The sequence below is a fragment of the Mucilaginibacter sp. BGA-UO-ETr-C110 genome (genome assembly GCF_059567985.1).
The window spans coordinates 3,202,839-3,224,756 of sequence record NZ_JCAQPB010000002.1 but is presented as its reverse complement, the minus strand read 5'-3'; the positions used below and the strand labels follow the sequence as shown (position 1 = coordinate 3,224,756).

17 protein-coding genes are annotated in these 21,918 nt (G+C 43.3%); 14 read left to right on the top strand and 3 right to left on the bottom strand.

Annotation, left to right across the window (positions count from 1 at the left end; all coding sequences use genetic code 11):
- Positions 1 to 407 precede the first annotated feature (407 nt).
- Positions 408 to 1,904, top strand: a complete 1,497-nt coding sequence (locus AC57BQ_RS14100; protein ID WP_496406888.1) for a gluconokinase — start codon at positions 408 to 410, stop codon at positions 1,902 to 1,904.
- 10 nt (positions 1,905 to 1,914) lie between these two features.
- On the opposite strand, the gene AC57BQ_RS14095 is transcribed toward AC57BQ_RS14100, so the two are convergent.
- Together AC57BQ_RS14095 and AC57BQ_RS14090 are read right to left on the bottom strand one after the other, a co-directional pair.
- Positions 1,915 to 3,108 (bottom strand): GTP-binding protein, encoded by a 1,194-nt coding sequence (locus AC57BQ_RS14095; protein ID WP_496406887.1) that lies wholly within the window; start codon positions 3,106 to 3,108, stop codon positions 1,915 to 1,917.
- Positions 3,109 to 3,214: 106 nt separating this feature from the next.
- A complete protein-coding gene (locus AC57BQ_RS14090; RefSeq protein WP_090466580.1) occupies positions 3,215 to 3,847 on the bottom strand; it encodes a phosphatase PAP2-related protein in 633 nt (210 codons plus the stop codon).
- Between the two features lie 141 nt (positions 3,848 to 3,988).
- Between AC57BQ_RS14090 and AC57BQ_RS14085 the strand changes: the two genes are divergently transcribed.
- The 3 genes from AC57BQ_RS14085 (at position 3,989) to AC57BQ_RS14075 (ending at position 5,781) form a co-directional block, all read left to right on the top strand.
- On the top strand, positions 3,989 to 4,405 hold the full coding sequence (locus tag AC57BQ_RS14085) for a MerC domain-containing protein (RefSeq protein ID WP_496406886.1): 417 nt from the start codon (positions 3,989 to 3,991) through the stop codon (positions 4,403 to 4,405).
- Between the two features lie 102 nt (positions 4,406 to 4,507).
- Entirely contained in the window at positions 4,508 to 4,954 is a 447-nt protein-coding gene (locus AC57BQ_RS14080) for a Fur family transcriptional regulator (protein ID WP_496406885.1), read from the top strand.
- The gene (locus AC57BQ_RS14075) at positions 4,951 to 5,781 is read left to right on the top strand and encodes an N-acetylmuramoyl-L-alanine amidase family protein (RefSeq protein ID WP_496406884.1); all 831 of its coding nucleotides are present in this window, start codon (positions 4,951 to 4,953) and stop codon (positions 5,779 to 5,781) included. The genes AC57BQ_RS14080 and AC57BQ_RS14075 overlap by 4 nt, the downstream gene beginning before the upstream one ends.
- A gap of 38 nt (positions 5,782 to 5,819) precedes the next feature.
- Here the strand turns inward: AC57BQ_RS14075 and AC57BQ_RS14070 are convergent, their stop codons facing one another.
- Complete coding sequence (locus AC57BQ_RS14070) at positions 5,820 to 6,203, bottom strand: hypothetical protein (protein ID WP_496406883.1); 384 nt, start codon at positions 6,201 to 6,203, stop codon at positions 5,820 to 5,822.
- Between the two features lie 121 nt (positions 6,204 to 6,324).
- Here AC57BQ_RS14070 and AC57BQ_RS14065 point away from each other — a divergent pair, with 121 nt between their 5' ends.
- The 10 genes from AC57BQ_RS14065 to AC57BQ_RS14020 all read left to right on the top strand — a co-directional run bounded on the left by AC57BQ_RS14065 (position 6,325) and on the right by AC57BQ_RS14020 (position 21,800).
- On the top strand, positions 6,325 to 8,622 hold the full coding sequence (locus AC57BQ_RS14065; protein ID WP_496406882.1) for a glycoside hydrolase family 20 protein: 2,298 nt from the start codon (positions 6,325 to 6,327) through the stop codon (positions 8,620 to 8,622).
- A gap of 225 nt (positions 8,623 to 8,847) precedes the next feature.
- Positions 8,848 to 10,287: a serine/threonine protein kinase gene (locus AC57BQ_RS14060; protein WP_496406881.1), complete on the top strand. Its 1,440-nt coding sequence runs from the start codon at positions 8,848 to 8,850 to the stop codon at positions 10,285 to 10,287.
- A 23-nt stretch (positions 10,288 to 10,310) separates the two neighbouring features.
- Positions 10,311 to 11,273 carry a hypothetical protein gene (locus tag AC57BQ_RS14055; protein WP_090466570.1) on the top strand — a complete coding sequence of 321 codons (963 nt, stop codon included), beginning with the start codon at positions 10,311 to 10,313 and terminating at the stop codon, positions 11,271 to 11,273.
- A 90-nt stretch (positions 11,274 to 11,363) separates the two neighbouring features.
- Positions 11,364 to 12,815 carry a PP2C family protein-serine/threonine phosphatase gene (locus tag AC57BQ_RS14050; protein ID WP_496406880.1) on the top strand — a complete coding sequence of 484 codons (1,452 nt, stop codon included), beginning with the start codon at positions 11,364 to 11,366 and terminating at the stop codon, positions 12,813 to 12,815.
- Positions 12,816 to 12,901: 86 nt separating this feature from the next.
- Complete coding sequence (locus tag AC57BQ_RS14045; RefSeq protein ID WP_496406879.1) at positions 12,902 to 17,029, top strand: FtsW/RodA/SpoVE family cell cycle protein; 4,128 nt, start codon at positions 12,902 to 12,904, stop codon at positions 17,027 to 17,029.
- Between the two features lie 134 nt (positions 17,030 to 17,163).
- Positions 17,164 to 17,958, top strand: a complete 795-nt coding sequence (locus AC57BQ_RS14040; RefSeq protein WP_496406878.1) for an FHA domain-containing protein — start codon at positions 17,164 to 17,166, stop codon at positions 17,956 to 17,958.
- A gap of 250 nt (positions 17,959 to 18,208) precedes the next feature.
- Positions 18,209 to 19,144 carry a ring-cleaving dioxygenase gene (locus AC57BQ_RS14035; protein WP_496406877.1) on the top strand — a complete coding sequence of 312 codons (936 nt, stop codon included), beginning with the start codon at positions 18,209 to 18,211 and terminating at the stop codon, positions 19,142 to 19,144.
- A 4-nt stretch (positions 19,145 to 19,148) separates the two neighbouring features.
- Positions 19,149 to 19,769 (top strand): alpha/beta hydrolase, encoded by a 621-nt coding sequence (locus AC57BQ_RS14030; RefSeq protein ID WP_496406876.1) that lies wholly within the window; start codon positions 19,149 to 19,151, stop codon positions 19,767 to 19,769.
- A 239-nt stretch (positions 19,770 to 20,008) separates the two neighbouring features.
- Positions 20,009 to 20,590 (top strand): RNA polymerase sigma factor, encoded by a 582-nt coding sequence (locus tag AC57BQ_RS14025; protein WP_496406875.1) that lies wholly within the window; start codon positions 20,009 to 20,011, stop codon positions 20,588 to 20,590.
- Positions 20,591 to 20,660: 70 nt separating this feature from the next.
- Complete coding sequence (locus tag AC57BQ_RS14020) at positions 20,661 to 21,800, top strand: FecR family protein (RefSeq protein ID WP_496406874.1); 1,140 nt, start codon at positions 20,661 to 20,663, stop codon at positions 21,798 to 21,800.
- The last annotated feature ends 118 nt before the right edge of the window (positions 21,801 to 21,918 follow it).

The window sequence follows — 21,918 nt, the reverse complement described above, 5'->3', positions numbered from 1 at the left end:
TTTGTAACGAGTGCTTAAAATGGGTTTGCGTTTAAAACGCAAGGGCGATGCAATCGCCGCTCCACAATAAGCACTCGTTACAAACGAGCGCAAGTACGGAAGCGTAGATCTGAGTCGAAACCCCTACTATACATACCACTTGCCTTTTCGTGAACCATCACTCTCCTTTGGGAAGTGATAAATTATGGTTTACACTGTAAACCGTTTTTTTATAGAAAAATAAAATTAATTCATTGATTATCAATTAATTAGATAAGTGTAAACCATAAAAAGTGTAAACCATGTAAACCTACATTATAACATTATTAGCTTCCCAATATTTGTTGATTACAAATCAGCTCAAATAGGAATGTGTTTGTCTTTTATCTTTTCGTGCTTTATCTTTTTATCCTAATTTAGGGCTTGATATGCAATCATACATTTTAGGTATAGATATAGGTACAGGCAGCACTAAAGCGGTGGCTGTTGCTTTAACCGGGAAGGCTTTGGGGGTGGTACAAAACCATTATCCGATTAACAGTCCGGAGCCGGGCTACAGTGAGCAGGATCCATTATTGATCTGGGATGCTTTTGTAAAATGTGTGCGGGATATTACCGTAAAAATAGGTTATGCACCTGCTGCGGTAAGTTTTAGCAGTGCCATGCATAGTATTATCCCGGTTGATGAAATGGGAACACCTCTATCACCCATGATTACCTGGGCCGACTCACGGAGTGAAGATATTGCACAGGAACTGAGAGGTTCTGCGCAAGGCCGGGAGATATATCGTATTACCGGTACACCGATACATGCCATGTCGCCATTATGTAAACTGATATGGCTGCGTACCAACAAACCGGAGTTATTTATACAAGCGGCTCAATTTATATCGATCAAGGAGTTTATCTGGTTCAAGCTGTTTGGTAGTTTCGAGATCGATTATTCCATTGCCTCGGCTACGGGTTTGTTTGATATATTAAAACTGGATTGGAGCACAGAAGCCTGTGCGCTGGCGGGTATCCGGGCTGATAAATTGTCAACTCCCAGGAACACCACCTATTATCGCAATAACCTGAACCCGGATACAGCTGCTTTGCTGAATATCTCGCCACAAACCAGTTTTGTTATTGGCGCGAGTGATGGCTGTTGTGCTAACTTAGGTAGTCATACCACCGGACCGGGCATAGCGGCGCTTACTATTGGTACCAGCGGGGCAGTACGTATCACTAGCCCCAAACCCGTATACAATTTCGAGGGGATGACCTTCAACTATTTGCTTAACCAGGATACTTTTGTATGCGGCGGCGCGGTAAATAATGGAGGTATAGCCATTAACTGGCTGCTGCAAAACTTTCTGCAAAAAGAAAAACTAATACCCACAGACTACGACGAATTGTTTACCACGATTAATACCGTACCAGCTGCAAGCGATGGATTGATCTTTTTGCCTTATTTATATGGTGAACGTGCACCGCTTTGGGATACTAAAACCAGTGGCGCGTTTTTAAATATAAAGCCTGCCCACACCCGAGCTCATTTTTTAAGGGCCGCCTTGGAAGGCGTTTGTTTTGCCTTGTATGATGTCTTGAAAACGGTGGAAGATGCCTCGGTAAATATTACCCAGGTAAACATTAGCGGAGGCTTTGTAAGCTCGGCTACCTGGACACAGATCCTGGCCGATATTACTGGCAAAAAGTTGGTCGTATTGCAACCCGAAGATGCATCGGCAGTGGGGGCTATTTATCTGGCTATGCAGGTGCTGCACCCGGAAAGCTATGATCAACTTACACATATAGATAATCAGACAATTATTGAACCCAATGCTCAAAACCATGAGCGGTACAGCAAATTATTTCCAACATTTAAAAAGCTGTACCGTGATCTCATGGAATCAATGCACCGACTGCATGATTTGGATATTTAGATAGGGGTATTTAATGGTTAAAGGGATCGGCGAAGGTTTTTCCGGCTAAAAGATCCAGAAATTCGGCATCGGTGATCAGGCAACTGTTTAGCTCTTGTATTAATTTTTCCTTATTTAAATGTTCGCCAATAAAAACCAGTTCGTTATGACGATCGCCAAATTCTTTCGACCAGTTTTTTTCGATCATTTCCTGGTTCTCTACAAAGTCGTGAAATTTGATGCGTTTCTGATAGGGCATGCTGGCCCACCAAACGCCGGCGTTCTCCAGGCGCGATGAACCACCGGCCTGCGAAAAATTTAAGGCATCATCCGGAGCAGAAGCTATCCAGAACAAACCTTTGGAGCGGATAATGTTTTGCGGGAAATCATGATGCAGGTAATGATAAAATCTTTCGGGATGAAATGGTTTCTTTGACCGGAACACGGTGGAACTGATACCATATTCTTCGGTTTCGGGTGTATGCTCTCCGTTCAATTCTTTGATCCATCCGGCAGATTGTGACGCTTTATCAAAGTCAAATAACCCGGTGTTCAGGATCTCGGCTGGATCTATCCGTCCAAATTGGGTATGCAATATTTTAGCGCCAGGGTTAAGTTTGGTGATCACTGCCTCTAATACCTTTACCTCTTTGGATAAAACCAAATCGGTTTTGTTGAGTAGGATCACATCGGCAAATTCAATTTGATCGGTAAGCAGGTTAACGATGGTACGGCGATCGTTTGGATCATCCACAAGGTCGCGGTTCAATAATAATTCAGAGCTGCCAAAATCCTTATAAAAGTTAAAGCAATCCACCACGGTAACCATGGTGTCCAGTACCGAAAACCGACTCAGGTCGATACCTGCTTCTTCATCCGCGAAATTAAACGTTTGGGCAATGGGAATAGGTTCGGATATACCTGTACTTTCAATCAGCAAATAATCAAAACGACCTTCTTTGGCCAGTTTTTCTACTTCGATCATCAGATCCTCACGCAAGGTACAACAGATACATCCATTGCTCATTTCTACCAACTTTTCTTCGGTACGGGATAACGTTTTTTGATTCGCCACCAGTTGGGCATCAATGTTTACCTCGCTCATGTCATTAACTATAACGGCTACCTTTAAGTTCTGCTTGTTATGTAGTATATGGTTGAGTAGGGTTGTTTTGCCGCTGCCTAAAAAACCGCTGAGCACGGTTACCGGTAATTTCTTTTCCATCGCTTATTATTTAAGGCAAATATAACCGATTTCTTTTTAAATGCAATTGTGTTGCATTTAAAAAATGAAACATAAAATTTCTATGAAGAATGTTAACTTCTAATGATTACAGGTCAAAAGCCCGGGCAAAACGGTAGCAACAATAAACTATTACCGGAGCGGCCAATACATCCAGTGTGTAATGAATGTGTTGTACAAGGAGTAAAGACATTACTATTAAGGCAGCAATAAAGGCGATAATCTTATCCCGTTTTTTATCAAGATGAAGATAGATAAGCACCATCGTTGAAGTGTGCCCGGAAAAGAAGAGATCTTTAGTGATGGCAGCATGTCCATAAAAATAACTCGTGAGCGGATCAACCAGGGGAACCAGGCCCGGCGGAGGATCGAGCTTTACCAAAGTGAGCGATAGGAAACGGGCAATACAAACAAATATCATCGTCCAGATGTAGGTAGTGCAAACGGCCGGTTTATAAAAAGCCCTTACGGCCATCAGGATCCCCATGCCCCATATCAAGGCAAAAATAGGTATGGAAACATCATAAGCAGGTAAATGGGTAAGCACCCAATCATTAAGTACTGCACCATTCCGGCTTTCAATTCCCCTGAAAAAGCCAGGCATAATATTGATAATGGCTGTTATGAGGATACTGCCAATGAGTAATTTTACACGTTTTAAACTGGTATCATAAGCGGTTGACCAGTTTTGTTTTAATTTATATAGAGCGGTATTGGGCACGGTTTATATACAGATAATATGTTCAAAAATAAATGATTGACGTTAATATTAAGCAGTTGTTACTAAATAGTTAAAATAAATCTTGTAAAAATATGAAATTAAACTGATGCAATGATGTTGCGTTTTGTTTTATATTTGCACATGAGTATTCCAAAAAACGCATCCCGGCTTGATCATATCGGAATAACAGCATCAACTTTGTGTGCCATACATTGTGCCATAGTGCCGGTGTTGTTTACCAGTTTACCATTATTAGGTTTGGGTTTTTTGGCCAATGTTTGGATAGAATGGGGGATGATCCTGCTGGCATTAGCCATCGGAACGTATTCTATAGGCTTGTCTTATCTGCGCATACACAAACGGTTGCTGCCTTTATGCTTACTGATATTGGGCTTTGCAATTATTTTGCTGGGACATGTGTTTGTAAGTGGCTGGCCCGAAGTAATTATAGTACCAACCGGCGGCTTGCTCATCGCGGCAGCGCATTTTGTAAACTATAAATATACAGGCACTTGCAAATATTTAATAAAAGAGAATGATCAAATGCCGGTATACTGAATGATAGGCAACAATCTTAAACTTTTACCAATTAGCCAAACCTTATTTTAAACCATTAGTTATTCTTGCTAAATTTGTAGGCTTATATTATACCCTAATTAAATGGCACAAACCCGCAATAATTTTCATTTTGAAGATTTGCTGAACAAGCATCATTTAAAAAAAACTGCGCCAAGGCTCAGGGTTTTATCTATGATGTCATCAAGGAGTGCAGCCACTTCCCAGCCAGATCTGGAAAGTGTGATGAGCGACATTGATCGTGTTACGCTCTATCGCATCCTGAACGCCTTTGAAGAAAAGGGTATTATCCATAAGGTATTTGATTTAAATGGTACGGCTAATTATGCCCTGTGTACCTCCAATTGCGATGAGGGCCATCATCACGATGAACATTTACATTTTAATTGTACCAACTGTAAAAACGTTTATTGTCTTGACGACCTGCATCTGCCGACAATAACCCTTCCCCCCGGATTTGAACCCACTGGTTTTACCTTGTATGCTACCGGCTTATGCCCAAAATGCAGTAAAAAAGCGGCTAAAAAATGATCTTAGATAAAAAGCTTTTCTACATTATCGTAAACTGCGGACTGGTATTTTTATTTCTTGGTCTTTGTTCGTTTACCCCTGGCAGGGATACCATTCCGGCTACTTCTACTTTTAAGTTCAAGACCATTATTATTGATGCCGGTCACGGCGGGAAAGACCCCGGTGCCCGTGGATCATATTCTAACGAAAAAACGGTAACGTTGGCCATAGCCCAACGGCTAAAGGCCGCTATTGATTCGCAGATCACCAGCGTTAAAACCATCATGACGCGTACCGATGATACCTTTATTCCGCTCAATCAACGGTCGTCTATTGCTAATCAAAATCATGGTAACCTGTTTATTTCTATCCACTGTAATTCATCACCCGAGGGTAACGCGGCTGTCGCGCATAAACGTAAAGGTGTGTTGTTGCTGGTTTATGGTTTCCACAGGTTAAAAGAGCAGGAAGAAGCCGTGCGCGAAAACTCCTCCATATTTATTGAAAAAGATTACAAGCAAAATTATGAGAGTTACGATGAAAGCGATCCTTCCAACCTCATCATACTCAATGCTTATATCCAAAAATATCGTAAACAAAGCATTCTTTTTGGCGATTTACTGAACACCGAATTTGTAGATACCAATGGCCGCGAAAGCAATGGCGTAAAGGAGCAAGGCGTATTGGTGCTGGCCCACAGCGCTATGCCGGCCGTACTCATCGAAACTGGTTTTATCAATAACCCGGAGGAGGAAGATTACCTGAACTCACCCGAAGGACAAAATGAGATCGTTCAGTCTATCATCAGGGCTATTAATAACTATCGAAAAGCGATCGGAGCGCTGTAAAGAGGGTCAGGGTGCTAAAGTAGAATGAAAAACAATGTCTATTGTTTTTTTATTAACCTGAAGGTAAGTGTTCCCTTTTGTTTTATTGCACTGTCTCCGGCTAAGATGGTATCATAATCGGGATAATTTAAACTGCCGAGGTCATACTCTACTCCTTTAATTGTTATGTGTGGTATTTGTTTAGGCTTTTCATAGTACGCTTGCTCTATTACGCCGTTAAAATTATAATCTTTCGCTTCATTTAATCCGTGCATTGCCCATATAGAAAGGGTAGTGGAAACCAATACGAGTAAACACATCAGCCCTAATGTTGGGTAATACTGTTCCTTTCTAATTTTTGATTTAACACGAGGAATAAGTAGTACAATGACTACTAGCAGGAATGGAGTGACTAATACTAAAAAAGGAAAATATGAGGACATGAAAAATATTTAATCTTTGAATATAATGATTTATTCTTATTCCCTTATTAAGGAATAAGCTAATGTATAGTGCTTTTTTTAACGGTAAACAGCTATATTCGGCTTTAACAACTCCATGCCGATGATCAATACCTGCACCGTCGTTTTAAAACATATCCGTTATACTTTATGCTTTTGTTTATTGATGAATGTGGTACATGCCCAGGTCAGAGAGCAGGGTATTATACCGCAGCCATTTAAAGTGCAAAAAAGTAAAGAGGTATTCAATTTTGACCTATCGACCAGTATATGGCTTGGCGCAGGTGTCAGTATTGATAACCTGGACTTCTTTGAGCAGTATTTCGATTCTATCGCGGGGTATAGTTTACCGCCAGGCAAAAAGTTAACTTATCAATCCTTTTTATTAAATATTGATTCTGCTAAAGTTACACAGGCAGAGGGTTATCGATTGTCAGTAACTGCAAAACAGATCAGCATTATTGGGCATGATGAGGCCGGCGTATTTTATGGTTTACAATCACTGATACAATTACTGCATAAATCAAATGGAAAAGTAATTGTGCAGGGTTGTACTATCGAAGATCATCCGCGGTTTACCTACCGGGGAATGCATTTGGATGTGAGTCGCCATTTTTTCAAAGTGGATGCAATTAAAAAATGGATCGATCTGCTGGCCTTATACAAGATCAATACCTTTCACTGGCACCTCACCGACGACCAGGGCTGGCGTATCGAGATCAAAAAATATCCGCTGCTGCAAAGTATTTCCGCTTATCGTGATGAAACCATTATTGGTCATAAAAAGGATAGCCCGCACAGGTTTGACGGCAAACGTTATGGTGGCTATTATACCCAGGAGGAAGTTAAAGCTATTGTGAAATATGCTATGGAAAGGCATATCAGCATCATTCCCGAAATAGAAATGCCGGGTCATGCGTTAGCCGCATTGGCAGCCTATCCCGAATTGGGATGTACCGGAGGGCCATACAAAGCAGCCACCTATTGGGGGATCTTTGACGATGTATATTGTGCCGGTAACGAGCAAACCTTTACCTTTTTACAAAATGTACTGGATGAAGTTTTACCGCTTTTCCCATCTAAATATATCCATATCGGCGGGGATGAATGCCCTAAAACCAAATGGAAAACCTGCCCTAAATGCCAGCAACGCATTAAAGAAGAGCATTTGAAAGACGAGCACGAGTTGCAGAGTTATTTTATTGGCCGGATGGAAAAGTACCTGAACAGCAAAGGCCGCCAGATTATTGGCTGGGACGAGATACTGGAAGGCGGATTGGCGCCTGGTGCAACCGTAATGAGCTGGACAGGTGAGGAGGGTGGCATTGCCGCGGCAAAACTTCACCACAACGCCATCATGACACCCGAAAAATACGTTTACCTGGATTATTACCAATCCCTGTATCCCAGCGAACCGTTGGCAGGCGGAGGTTATACGCCATTAAGTAAAGTTTATAATTATGAGCCGATAACCAAAGAATTGAGTGGCGATGAGGCTAAATATATTAAAGGTGTGCAAGCCAACGCCTGGAGCGAATACCTGGCCAGCACCGCGCAAGCAGAGCATCAGATATTCCCACGGATACTGGCTTTGGCCGAAATAGGATGGACAGATAAGAAAAATAAAAATTATCCTAATTTTTTGAAACGGTTACGCTACGAACAACCACTCCTTAAGCAACTAAATATCAACGCAGCTAACACTTTTGATGAAATCACTGATAGTGTAAGCGAGTCGGCAGATCAGCAGGTACAGTTGGCTTTAAACAGTACACTACCCGGCAGTCATATCTATTATACAACCGATGGAACTGAGCCCGGGTTAAAAAGTAAAAAGTATTATAAGCCTTTTCTGATCAGCACATCAGGTAAAGTAAAGGCAGCAGTATTTAGCGGAGTAAAGCGGTACGGGCACATTTATGAAAAAGATTTTTACCTCCATAAGGCCATTGGTAAAACGGTAACGCTTACTAATCAACCGCAAGGTGGTTATAATCCGGGCAATACATTCGACTTGGTGAACGGGATCTTTGGCAGTAAACTGTATAACGACGGGCAATGGTATGGTTTCAACGGTGATGACCTGGAGGCTGTAGTTGATCTTGGAAAGGTTCAGGCTGTATCGCAACTGGGTATCAATATATTAAAGTACCACTGGCAAAAAATGTGGGAACCTACGTTGCTCACCTTTGAAACATCGGCTGATGGTAAAAACTATACCGAGGTTTATCGCCAGACTACTTTTAACGATAATGGGATCAATGCGGTAAGGGCGAGTATAAAACCTGTGCAAGCCAGGTACATCAGGGTAAAAGGAACCAACAAAGGCATCATTCCTCCCGGCGAATATATTGCTGGGGCTAAAGCATGGCTGATGGTTGACGAAATATTAGTAAATTAATGTCTGAATCAGAATGTACAGAATTTTAATTTTCAGAATATGTATTAAATTTTGTTAATTCATTAATTCTGAGAATTCTGATTCAGACAATCTGCACATCTACACCTCATCCATATTTTTTTTCCTAATTTTATACCAAACACTAATGCGTGCGTTATGTTGAAATAATATAATGTTTAATATGAAGTTATTTTACACAGAAAGCACCGCGAGGACAATTACTCCATGAGCAAAGTATTTACAATAACCGAGGGTTTGGAGAATATGGGCGCTTTACGAACGGGCGGCCAGGGCTCAGTTTACAAAGGCAGACGTTACGGCCCCATCATTACCGCGGTAAAATTATTACCGACCCCCATCCATACCGAAAGCACCGACGATAAGAATTTTCGTAATTTTCAAAACGAGGTTGAAAAGTTAAAAAAGGTAAACGAAGAACCTAATCCTAATGTAGTTAAGATATTAAATTCGGGCATTACAGAAAGCGGTTCGTTCCCATTTATCGAAATGGAATTTATTGATGGCCCCGACTTGGAGGACCTATTGAAACCACCGCACGAGCCCATCTTCACGATTAAAGAGATCATAAAACTGGCCGATCAGCTGGCCAATGCGCTGTCGCACTGTCACAAAGTCTCCGTAAAACATGGCGATATCAAGAGCAATAACGTCAAATTCAATATCCATACCGGTAATTATGTATTGTTGGATTTTGGCCTTTCGGCTATGTCTGATGATCAGCGCCGCACCAGTATCCGTCACGCCGGGGCTATAGAATTTATGGCGCCGGAGCAAAACGAAGGACTGATGTACTTTCAGACCGATGTGTATAGCTATGGTGTTATTTTGTATGAGCTGATAGCAGGGCAGGTGCCCTTCCCGCTGCGTGATAACGGCGAAACCGCGCGCAATGCGGTGATGTTGGCCCACATGGAAGCCCCGGTGCCCGATGTGATGGAGCTGCGTAAAAATAACCTGCCAGAAAGCTGGGCCGATAAGAAAAAAGAGCACGAAATGCTGGTGCCAGCCTGGCTGCTGCAAATAGTGGCCAAATGCCTTAAAAAAGATCCGGACGATCGCTTTGCTGATGGTATTGAGCTGCAGGAAACCCTGATGCATAGTAGCATATCGGCAGTAAGCAATAACCAGGTAGATGATACCTGGAACTCATCGGTATTACTTAAAGAAAACGAGCGTTTGCAGGGCCTGCTTTTATATTACCAGGAAGCCGAAAATAGTAAAATGGTTCAGCCGGTAATTACCGAAGGGGCTGAGATAGCTGTAGATAACGGAAAGCAGGTACGCATGTCGAAGCCAATTTTTATATTTTTTATGTTGATGCTTTGCGGATTTACTGTGTTTTCGGCCGTGGTGTTGAGCAAGTATGGCGACAGGATATATCATGGTGTTTATAATCGGCTTTTTAAGTCGAAAAAGCCGGCTGATTCCACAAAGAACGTTATACTCCCGCAACAAAAAAAAGAACCCGAGAAACAACAGCAGGATACTACCCCGACTAATGATGAATCGGGTATACCACCAGAAGTTGATTCGCAAGCCGATTCGATATTGAAAGGCATGAAATATAAAAAATCGGGAGCACAGGAGCCTCAGTTTTATCGCGATAGCGCCAAAACAAAGGATACTTCCAATTTGAATTTTTAATTAGTTAACCGTAAACAAAAAGAATGGAACCAAAATCTACATTCTGGCAAAAAATAGGGCTGCAGGATTGGTTTTTGCCAAACGGGAAACCAGCCAATGCCGCGGCCGCAAGTATAAAAGCGCTTACCCCCGATGATGTTTATTTATACATCATCGAAAAATTTAAAGAATCTATCGGTCAGCTTTCATTTGCTGATCGCGTGGTATTTTACCACGAGTTCATCATCAGCTTTAACGAGGAAGACTACCAGGAATTTATCAATAACCGTTCGGGGCTTTTTGGTATCATCGTTAATGAATCGGTAAAGAAGTTTTACGAACTGCTGCGTGAGTATCAGGAAGTAGGTAAAAAAGTTGAACCTTCCAGCTCCAAATGGGTGTTCCGGCTGGTTTCACACCCCGATTATGCCAAAGGTGATAAGGGTTTCATCGGCAAGCTGTTGCCGGGTAGTGATAAAAAAGAAGAAAATTTGCGGGTAACTTTTATCCCTCGTCATACAGGTGTAGCTCAGACTCTCGATATCAGCAACGATATCCTGAAGGGCTTTACTTATTACAGCGAAGGTTATTATGAACTGCCATATGCTTATGATCTGAACCATAAAGAAAAAGAAATTGACCGGCCAGGCGATAAGATACTCGCCCGCCTGGATACCATTATGCCAGACAAGCAGTTTGTGGGCCGTAAAGTGGAGTTCCTGGTAATGGATGATGATATTGTGGTATCAGGCAACGAGGAAACCCGGGAAGAGCGTGCCGTATTCAAAGTGCCCAGCGATTGGGTGAACACCCCGCACCTGCGTATTCGCCTTAATAAGGCCGATGGTAAATTTTACCTGGCATCTTTTGGCGAACGCACACTGATCAACGAGCAGGAGGTTGTACGCAGCGATGTAAACGCGCCGCAGTGGGTAGACCTTCCCTTCAACTCCAAAATATTACTGAACGGCATCATTGGCATCAACATATTTAAACCCGAAGCATAATGTCACAAATATTATCATTCGGGCTGTTGGCAATAGGCGTTTTATTATTAATGGCCCATTTTATCGACATCAAAAATTCCAGTAAAAACCATGACAAATAATTTTTTCGGAATAACAGATATTGGCCGGCAGCGGGATAATAATGAGGATACCTTTATTGCCCAAAAATCCGGTGACGGCAATTTTATTATTGCCTGCGTAATTGACGGCGTAGGTGGTTATGTAGGTGGTGAAGTGGCTGCCGATATAGCGCGCGACTGTATCCTTGAGCAGCTCTCTTATATTGCCGGTGATGTGGTGCCGCTGCTGGTAAATAGTATAATTATAGCCAACCAAAAAATATACGATAAAAAAAAGACAGACAAGCAACTGGAAAACATGGCCTGTGTGCTTACCCTGGCCGTGATCGACATTCAAAATAACCAGTTTTATTACGCCCACGTAGGTGATACCCGCTTGTACCTGCTGCGCGATTACACCCTCATCAAGATCTCCAAAGATCATTCTTTCGTTGGCTTCCTGGAAGATTCCGGGCGGTTAACCGAAGAGGCTGCCATGGATCACCCTAAACGGAACGAGATCAATAAGGCTCTTGGTTTTAACCCTGAAATATCAAAAGATCCTGATTTTGTAGAGACCGGGCATTCACCTTTTCTTCCGGGCGATACGCTGCTGGTTTGCAGCGATGGTTTGACCGATCTGGTCGACAAAAACCTCATTACCGGTATACTGACCGATAATAATCCGATAGAAGAGAAAGGCAAAAAACTAATAGACGCGGCCAATAGCAAAGGCGGAAAAGATAATGTTACCGTAGTGCTGGTTCACAATGATAAAGCCCCTCGGCAGCATAGCGCTACCCGTCCGGCAGCGCCAGCAGCCAAAGTTACGGATGAGATCGTTGATCCGCTGGCACAGCCTAAATTGCCAGAGGGGCCTGAAACTATACCAGTCAGAAAAAAAAGCAATCGGGGCAGTATGATCATGCTTTTTATATTGCTGGCCCTGGCAGTGGCAGGTTTCCTGTGGCAGTACTGGCTCAATTATCAGCTTAAACAAACCGCGGTAAAAGTGCCGGTTACTAAAGTTAAAGTAAAAAATGCCCAGGAAATCAAACTACAGGATACGATCAACAAACTAAAAGGAAAAACGCTCATATTATCTGCTGCTGATTATCCGCAGCCTATTGTTTTAACCGATAGCCTGCATATTGATGGTGACAGCCTGTATATCAAAGCAAAAGGAAACATCCTGTTTAAGCGCGACTCATTATACCACGGACCTGCACTTACATTAGCGGCTACCTGCAAATTCATCGTGCTGGACAGCGTAGCTTTTGAAGGTTTTAAAGTAGCTATTACTACGCATAATGATGCCCTGGTATTAAAGCATGTGGTATTTAATGATTGCCTGGTGCCGGTGCAAACATCGTATAGCTTTCCGGCTAACAAACAAGTGTCGGGCAGGTTATTTGGCGGCATCTTCAAAATTGATACCTTACCAGGAGCTAAGATGCAAGAATCAGGAATCAAGAAAAAATAATGATGTGATGAGATATTTCCCTAATTCCAAAATATTAGCTCTTGAATCCTGGTTCTTGACTCTTGATTCTCTCTTTAATTCTCAAAATGGATAAGGGTACACCGAAGTCACCGGGCAGGGGAATGGAGCGGCTATTTTTATTGCTGACAGGTATTATACTGCTGATGCTTTTTGGCAAGCTTTATTTTGTGCTGCAACAGAAGTTTGTTGATGTAGATAAGCGACTTCAGGACGGTACCATTGTTAATCTCAATACGCCTAATACCGCTCGTAATGTGGCCTCCCTGTTACAAAAAGGTTATTATTTTGATGACCCTAAGGATGTTGACTATATCAAGTCTACTATAGCTTCAAAAGTAAATATTGGTGAAGAGATCGATAACGCGGGTGAGTTGAACAAACGCCGTTACTATGTAAATGCCGATGATGCTTTCGCCAATGGCGGGGAGTCGTTTAAAAAAAGGGTGCTGGTTTCCCGTTCTCTATTGGGCTATACCGGCGATGATTCTATCCGGTTTACACAGGAACGTGTTCATCCCCCGCAATTACCTGCACAAACTGATCTGGGCCTGGGTGAATACAGCATATCGGGAACCATTCATCATAAAGAGCAAGCTATTGGCGGTGTATTAGTACGACTGAACATGATACTGCCGCAGGATAGTATCTATAGCGATGAAGAAACCACATCAAGAGGAGCTACCACGCAAGCATCAGCCGCATACAAAAAGACTTATGTGGTTAATGCTGATAAAAAACGTCAGCTGCAATCATTAACCGCCTTTACCCGTACAGATGCTGAGGGCCATTACGCATTTAAAAACCTGCCTACGGGTAAAGCTTTTGAGGTACTGCCACTACAGCCCGGCTTTGAATTTGGTCGTTCGCAGGGTGTAACGGAACTGAATAAAGATAAAACGCTCAATTTCATCCAGTCGCCCCATACTATAAAGCTATTATCCACCCGCGATTTTAATATCCTGAAAAAGGAGGGAGCTTTCATTGTACGTACGCACGAGGAGTTTAATGATTGGTACTGGATCATTGTAGGAAGCTTTTTTGCCGGATTTGTGATCATACACCTGCTGCTCAGCAGTCGTTACCCGCAGGCCGATCAGTTGATATTACCCCTGGTCATGCTGCTCACCGGTATTTCTATACTCACCCTGCTGAGTTTACAAGATCCTTTGCGCGACCGTTTTTTAGCTAAGGATACGTTAACATATTTAGGCATTGGTGTAGGTGGAATCTGTATCATGCAATTCTTTAACCTGCGCCGCTTTAACGCCGATTCTACCTTATATCGCCTGCTGTTTTTTAAAGGAGCTCGCAGCGCGGCCAATGGCTGGCCCTGGGCTTTGGTGGCCATGGCTCTATTATTTGGTACTATTTTATTTGGTACCGGGCCCGAAGGCAGCGGGGTAAAGGTAAATCTGCTGGGTGTACAGCCCAGTGAGATCGTGAAATACCTGATCATGATATTCCTGGCCGGCTTTTTTGCCGCTAACGAAAAATTTATCAGTCAGTATGCCAGTTGGGGTAAGCGCTGGTCGTTTTTCTCCTTTGCGCTTATTGCTACGGTTATCACTTTGCTGCTGTTTTTGGTCCTGGGCGATCTGGGCCCCGCGATGGTGATCTGTTTTACGTTTATTATCCTGTTCTCCTTTTCGCGCGGCGATTTTATGCATATGGCCGCTTACGTGATCCTGTTTGTACTCGCCACCTGGTTTTTTGAGAATGTCTGGATCAGCGCGGCCATCACCTTTGGCGTATGGGGTATTGTAGGTTTCTTAAAACCCCGCTTGCTGAGCGAATCGTCGTTTATGGCTTTAATCGTGATCACCGCCTTTTTAACCATCGATAAAATACCCGGTCTGGACAAGATCATTCCCGGCCCTGTTGAACGATTAACAGAACGTAAAGCCATCTGGCAGGATCCCTGGAACAATGAAGTGTATGGAGGCGATCAGGTAGCTAACGGACTCTGGGCCATGGCTAGCGGAGGCTTAAGTGGCACGGGCGTAGGTCAGGGTTTTGCCAAAACTATTCCCGAGGCGCATACCGATATGATATTGCCATCCATCGGCGAGGAGTTTGGCTGGGCAGGCATGGCGGCTATATTTATACTGTTCTTACTTTATTTACATCGCTCCATCATCATAGGTCGGCAAACGGGTACGCCGCTGTTGTTTTATCTCAGCGCAGGTATTGGTGTTTGTAGTTTTGTGCAGTTCATCCTGATAGCTGGTGGGTCAATAGGAGCTTTGCCCTTATCCGGTGTGTCCTTGCCATTTGAAAGCTATGGCGGTTCGTCATTGGTGATCAATATGGTGGCGGCAGGTTTTCTGCTATCTGTGTCTTCTGTAAAAGGGACGCAGGTACAAATGAGCTTTATCACCAAGCAACAGGATAAAAACCTGGTGCCCGCTCTCGCTGCTGCTTTGGCCGCGGTGATTTTGCTTACAGTAAATGTTTCGCGTTATAGCGCCGACAATAAGCATTGGGTGGTAAAACCGGCTTTGGTGGCTGATAAAAGCGGTCTGCGCATGTTTAGCTATAATCCACGTATCGCCATATTGATGAATAAATTGCAGGCGGGCTCATTGTTGGATCGTAACGGATTGATCCTGGCTACGAGCAAGCCAGAACTGATAGAAAAACAAAAAGAAAAACTAGCCGCTACCGGTATCATGCACTATGATCTGGATTCGGCTATGCACAAACGGCTTGAAAGATATTACCCTTTTGAAGAAAATATGTTCTTTTGGACGGGCGACGAAAATACCGGCGTATTTAATGGCAGCACCAATGGTTACTTCGCCGAGTACGAACATGCCGCCGAGCTGCGTGGATTTAAAATGCCTATTACCAGCTACAACGTGAAAGCTTCCCGCTACCAGGAAGACCGCTTTTTACCCCGTGGTATGAAAGAGATGACGGTGAGCAAGCGCGATTACAGCGCATTGGCACCGTTGTTATTAGCCGACATTAATGGCCCTGAAATAGCCGCTTTTAAAAATAAGAACCGCGATGTACAGCTTACGGTAGATGCCGAGCTGCAAACCGGTATACAACAGGCTATTGCTGCCGATACCTCGCTGCAGGATAACCGGGTTTCGGTAGTAGTGATGGAAGCGAATACCGGGGATGTACTGGCTTCGGCGGTGTACCCCTTACCTCCCGTGCATAACTGGGATCAATTGACCATGGCACAGGCTGATCAGAACAAACTGGCTACCTGGATGACCACTACCGATCTGGGTTTTACCTATGCTTCGCAACCGGGATCAACGGCCAAGGTGCTCACAGCCATGTCGGCATTTAATAAGTTGGGCATGGGCGCTGCCGATGTGGTGTATCATGTAAGTACCGAAGAACGCATCCGGACAAAAGGTATCGAGCCCGATGAAACCGGGATGATCACCATGGAAAGGGCCATTGCCAAATCAAACAACGTATATTTTATCAAACTGGCTAATCAGCAGCACCTGGAAGAGTATATGGGTAACCTGTACCTGAAAACTGGGATGTTTTTGCATGGTGTAGGCGGCTACTATTATAACAAACCACCAGAAAATGATGCGCAGGAAGAGAAATGGCGTACCCTGTGGCGTAAAACCGAATTTAATACCAAGCCGCGCTATGACCCTAACAATATCCATAAAACAAGGGCCAAAGGTATATCGGGCATGGCCTGGGGACAAGGTGAGCTGATCGCGACCCCTGCGTCTGTAGCCAGGCTTATATCGGGTGTGGCTAATGATGGGATGTTGCACCCTAATCGCTTTGTACTCAAGATCAACGATACGGCAATAGCGGTAAAACCGGCCTTTAAACTGGCCGAAAAACCGGAGTACGCTGCCTTACTGAAGCAATACATGATAGCGCAAAGTGCACCGAAAGTGCCTATATTGCATATAGCAGTAGCCGGTAAAAGCGGTACGCCCGAGCGTATTGTAAAAAATAAAAGTGTGAATGACGGCTGGTATGTGTTTTTTGCGCCAGAGGCTAAAGGCACCGGCAATATGGTGGTGTGTATCCGTATCGAATCAACACGGGGCTCGTCGGATGCGGTACATCTGGCCGGGAATCATATAATCCCACTTTTATTGAAAAAGGGTTATATGAAAAGCTTCGATCCCGAAAAAGTGATAGTTCATGAAAAAGCGGAAGCACCTGAGGAAATAAATTTTCCTACGGATACCACGCAATAGGGATTTTTGGAACAAGGATTTATAGAGCAAGGATTTTTAGATAAAGGAGTAAGGACAGAACTTTAAAAGTATTTTGTATCGTTCAAAAATCTTTGTTCCTTGATCTCCCAATCCTTGCTCAAAAAAACAGAAATATGGCATTTAAATTATTTGGAAATAAAGGCGAGAAACGCGAATGGGATGTAAAAAGTCTGCGCGATGCCCTTTTGCGTTTTATCAAAGAAGCATTACAAAAAATAGAAGGCGGTGAAGGTGGTCATATCAAAGAATTGCTGCTTTATATAGCTGCCAATCCCGAGGATAAACATCTGTATGAGGGAGCGGTTTATGTGCACGACAAAGAAAAATTCAGGAATGAGGTACAAAAAATAGCCGACGATTATGCGCTTGACTTACCATCCGACTGGACAATTGAGGTGGAATTTGTTGATGAGTTACCCCAGGAAGCAGCCCCGATCCCTGATCTGGATGCCGCTTTCCTGATGCACACCCGCAGGCAGGTAATGCATAACGCTTCATCGGCTGTGGCCTATATCAGGATCTTGAACGGAGAGGCGGAACAGGAAGAGTACGTGATCAAAGCCACCGACGATAAAATAAACATCGGTCGCGATAAAAAAGCGGTTACCGATAACGGGTCATACCGGCTGAACAAATTGGTTTTTCCGGCCGATAGTAAGGATGAGAGTAATAAATTCATCAGTCGCCAGCACGCCCATATTGAATGGAATAAGGACTCGGAGTGTTTTATGATATTTGCCGATGAAGGTGGCGTGCCTCCGGGCAACAAAACCAAGATTCATATTGCTGCCGATGGCAAAATGATCAAGCTGAACTCCACGCAGATAGGTCACCCTATGAGCGAAGGAGACCAGGTGATCCTGGGTGAATCGGCGGTATTTTTGTTTAGTACTAAGGCGGAGGGGTAATTATAAGTTTACTCTTCACGCGTCATTGCGAGCGCAGCGTGGCAATCCCTAAAATACAGGGCGGCTCTGCTTATCGGGGATTGCCACGTTGCGCTCGCAATGACGTGTGGAGTAGTCCTTATTCCCAAAAAACTTGCTCCAAAAGTCTCTTTTATTTCTTATCCTACATCAAGTGTAAACCGTGTTTTGTGGGGTAACTTTGAATCATCAATTAAAACAATTATTAATTTTTGATCACGAAAGGACAACAATGGAAAATACAATAAACGGCATACACCACATTACTGCTATTGCTGGTAACGCCAAAAAGAACTATGATTTTTATACCCGTGTTTTGGGTTTAAGACTGGTTAAAAAAACAGTAAACTTTGATGACCCACAAACATATCACCTGTACTATGGTGATAAATTCGGTACCCCCGGCACTATTCTAACCTTTTTTCCATGGGAAGGTATTACCGCCGGCAGGAGAGGGGCTCGTCAGGCTACTGAAATTGGTTACAGCGTACCCGAAGGCAGTTTGGATTTCTGGTTAAAAAGATTGGAGGCCAACAATGTACTGTATAACAAGCCTGCCGAAAAATTCGGTGAGCAATACCTTACCTTATTGGATCCGGATGGCTTAAAGCTGGAACTGATCGTACCTAAAACAGCCGATAGCAGGCTGCCCTGGGAAACAGCAGAGGTGAAGGCTGAAAATGCTACCCGCGGTTTCCACAACATTACTATCACTACCAACAAAATGGATGCTACCGCTAAAATATTAACCGATGTGTTTGGTTACAAATTATTGGAGCAGCATGTAAACCGTTTCCGTTTTGTGACCGATGCGGTAGATAATGCGGCCATCGTAGATCTGGTTGAAGTAGCCGGTGAGATTGCCGGGCATGTGGCTGGCGGCTCGGTGCACCACGTAGCGTTCCGGGTTAAAAACGAGGAAATATTGATGCAATACCGCGAAAAGATAGCAACATTAGGTTTACATATCACTGATAAGATCGACAGGAATTACTTTTACTCGCTGTATTTCCGTGAACCAGGTGGTGTATTATTTGAACTGGCTACCGATAATCCGGGTTTTTCGGTTGATGAACCAGTTGATCAATTGGGCAACGGTTTGAAACTGCCTGCACAATATGAGAATATACGCGAGGATCTGGAAAAATCGTTACCTTCATTAATATAAAATCATGTACACGCATCGTAAACAGATAGTTACAGCGGGGACACCCGCCGATCAGGCCAAAAAAGCCATGATCATGCTGCATGGGCGCGGGGCATCGGCAGTAAGTATCCTTACATTGAAAGATCACCTGCAACTGGATGGTTATGCTATTGTTGCACCACAGGCTACCGAACATAGCTGGTACCCATATAGCTTTATGGCTCCGGTTAGTAATAACCAACCTGCCCTCGATTCGGCACTGGAGGTGATTGGCAGTTTGGTGGAGGATATTAAAGAACAAGGCATAGCACAAGAGAATATTTATTTCCTTGGTTTTTCGCAGGGGGCATGTTTAACGCTGGAGTATGTAACCCGCAATGCCGGTAAATATGGCGGTGTGATAGCTTTTACAGGTGGATTGATAGGTGAAAAACTGATCAGCGAAAACTATCAGGGCGATTTTGGTCAAACACCCATACTTGTTACCACCGGCGATCCTGATCCGCATGTGCCTGTAAGCCGGGTGAACGAAACCGTGAGCCTGCTCAAAAAACTCAACGCCAACGTTACCCTGAAAATATATAAGGGACGTCAGCATACGGTGACAGCCGAAGAGCTGGCTTTAGCTAACAGTATTTTATTATAAATATATCTTCAATAAGTAACAAAAGGGGCAGCTGAAAAGCTGCCCCTTTTGTTTTATATATCATACTTAACTAAATTTTAAATTCATTTTAATTTAACACAACCAATCCGTGTAAAATTTGTTAAGCATGTAATTGATTGTGCTACAGTTGTATTGGATTGTAGAGGTATTGAAACGCATATTCAGTTAATATAAACTCAATTTAGCTTATGGTTTAACATTTAGCCCTTGTCATAAATATGCCTGCCAAAATAGTTTTAAGTGATATAGAGCTGATAGATCGTCTGAAACTGGATGACGAAACTGCGTTAGCGGCTATTTATAAAAAATATTGGGCACTATTATACACTTCTGCTTACCATGTTTTAAAAGACGGTCATGCCTGCGAGGACATCATCCAGGAACTGTTTATTAAACTCTGGAATAACCGGTATCAATTACAGATCACATTTTCACTTCGGGCTTACCTGTATGCCAGCATCCGTTACGAGGTTTACCGGCAGATACGGAAGGGGCCGGTAAGGGCAGATATTTTTGATGAGGCCCTAAATCATATCCACAGTCCGGATGCCTATGACAGTATGGAGTATAAGGAGTTGAGTACCCGGGTAAGTTCTATTGTAAATACCCTTCCAGAAAAATGCCGTGAAGTATATAAGCTAAGCCGGGAGGATTGTTTAAGCCATAAAGAAATAGCATCGCAACTCAACATATCCACTAAAACCGTCGAAAATCACCTCACCAAAGCCTTGCGCTACCTGCGCACTTCTATTGGCTGTACTTTACTGCTGCACACCCTGTACCTCTTTATAAAAAAATAGTCCGAAAAAAATACATATCACGTAGGGGATACGCGGTTTTTTATACTCTCCCATAAAAAACCAAACCCACGTGCAGCAACAGGAATTACTACAACTGATTGATAAATACCTGAACGGACAAGCCTCTGCCGAAGAAGAACAACTGCTGCTGGATATTTTCGAACGCTTTCAACCTGATCAGGATCATTGGGACGAGTCGATATTAGGCCTTAAAGATCAGCTCGAAAATAAAATGCTGAACCGTTTGCAACAGGCCGTACATGAACAGCAGGAATCAAAAGTTCAACAACTTTTTACATTTCGTCAGATAGCTGCTGCGGCGATCATATTAATTTCTATTGGTGTCGGGGCATATTATTATTCGCATAAACAAGCACTTAAGGCAAATCATTCCCAACTGGTTAAACACGATGCTGAGCCCGGTAATAACAAGGCCATACTTACACTCGGGAATGGAACTAAACTGGTGCTCGACTCTGCTAAAATTGGCCTCCTGGCCAAAAAAGGCCATATCAGTATCCAAAAAACTCAAGACGGCCAACTTATGTACACGGTTGACGGCAAAACACAAAATGAACCCATTACCTGGAATACCATCAGCACCCCGCGTGGCGGACAATACCAGGTGATATTACCCGATGGTACCAAAGTGTGGTTGAATGCGGCATCGTCCTTAAAATTTCCTACCGCTTTTACGGGCAATACCCGCGATGTGGAGCTCACAGGTGAGGCTTATTTTGAAGTTGTAAAAAATGCAGCTCAGCCCTTTACTGTAAAGGTTGATCATATGCAGGTTAAAGTTTTCGGAACTCATTTTAACATTATGGCCTATCAGGATGAGCCGGCCATAAAAACTACGTTGTTGGAGGGATCTGTTCAGCTCAATGATGGCAGCTCGGGTAGTTTTCTGAAACCCGGGCAGCAGGGCGTGGCAAAAGGAGGTAACATTCGGGTTGCAGAAGTTGATGCGGAGCAGACCATTGCCTGGAAAAATGGCTTTTTTGAATTTAACCGGGCAAGCATCTATGATATTATGAAGCAGATAAGTCGCTGGTATGATATTGAAGTAATATACGATGGCAAGTTACCTGATGATGAGTTTGTAGGTAAAATTGAGCGCAATGTAAAGTTGTCGCAGGTGCTGCATATACTGGAGCTTAACCGGGTGCATTTTAAGGTCGAGAATAAAAAAATAACAGTAACCCCATAATTAACAAGTTTTAAACACCAACAAATAACATGATGATCAAATACCAGCCCAGTCAATAGCAGTCTCCCCCCGTCTTGACCATTCATAAAAAAACCGGAAGTGCGGCAACACTCCCGGC

Excerpts from the sequence above, each read along its gene's own strand:
- AC57BQ_RS14025 (WP_496406875.1), top strand. The coding sequence starts at position 20,009 with ATGCCTGCCAAAATAGTTTTAAGTGATATAGAGCTGATAGATCGTCTG.
- AC57BQ_RS14035 (WP_496406877.1), top strand. The coding sequence starts at position 18,209 with ATGGAAAATACAATAAACGGCATACACCACATTACTGCTATTGCTGGT.
- AC57BQ_RS14030 (WP_496406876.1), top strand. The coding sequence starts at position 19,149 with ATGTACACGCATCGTAAACAGATAGTTACAGCGGGGACACCCGCCGAT.
- AC57BQ_RS14050 (WP_496406880.1), top strand. The coding sequence starts at position 11,364 with ATGACAAATAATTTTTTCGGAATAACAGATATTGGCCGGCAGCGGGAT.
- AC57BQ_RS14100 (WP_496406888.1), top strand. The coding sequence starts at position 408 with ATGCAATCATACATTTTAGGTATAGATATAGGTACAGGCAGCACTAAA.
- AC57BQ_RS14080 (WP_496406885.1), top strand. The coding sequence starts at position 4,508 with ATGGCACAAACCCGCAATAATTTTCATTTTGAAGATTTGCTGAACAAG.
- AC57BQ_RS14060 (WP_496406881.1), top strand. The coding sequence starts at position 8,848 with ATGAGCAAAGTATTTACAATAACCGAGGGTTTGGAGAATATGGGCGCT.
- AC57BQ_RS14085 (WP_496406886.1), top strand. The coding sequence starts at position 3,989 with ATGAGTATTCCAAAAAACGCATCCCGGCTTGATCATATCGGAATAACA.
- AC57BQ_RS14095 (WP_496406887.1), bottom strand. The coding sequence starts at position 3,108 with ATGGAAAAGAAATTACCGGTAACCGTGCTCAGCGGTTTTTTAGGCAGC.
- AC57BQ_RS14075 (WP_496406884.1), top strand. The coding sequence starts at position 4,951 with ATGATCTTAGATAAAAAGCTTTTCTACATTATCGTAAACTGCGGACTG.
- AC57BQ_RS14065 (WP_496406882.1), top strand. The coding sequence starts at position 6,325 with ATGATCAATACCTGCACCGTCGTTTTAAAACATATCCGTTATACTTTA.
- AC57BQ_RS14055 (WP_090466570.1), top strand. The coding sequence starts at position 10,311 with ATGGAACCAAAATCTACATTCTGGCAAAAAATAGGGCTGCAGGATTGG.
- AC57BQ_RS14070 (WP_496406883.1), bottom strand. The coding sequence starts at position 6,203 with ATGTCCTCATATTTTCCTTTTTTAGTATTAGTCACTCCATTCCTGCTA.
- AC57BQ_RS14040 (WP_496406878.1), top strand. The coding sequence starts at position 17,164 with ATGGCATTTAAATTATTTGGAAATAAAGGCGAGAAACGCGAATGGGAT.
- AC57BQ_RS14045 (WP_496406879.1), top strand. The coding sequence starts at position 12,902 with ATGGATAAGGGTACACCGAAGTCACCGGGCAGGGGAATGGAGCGGCTA.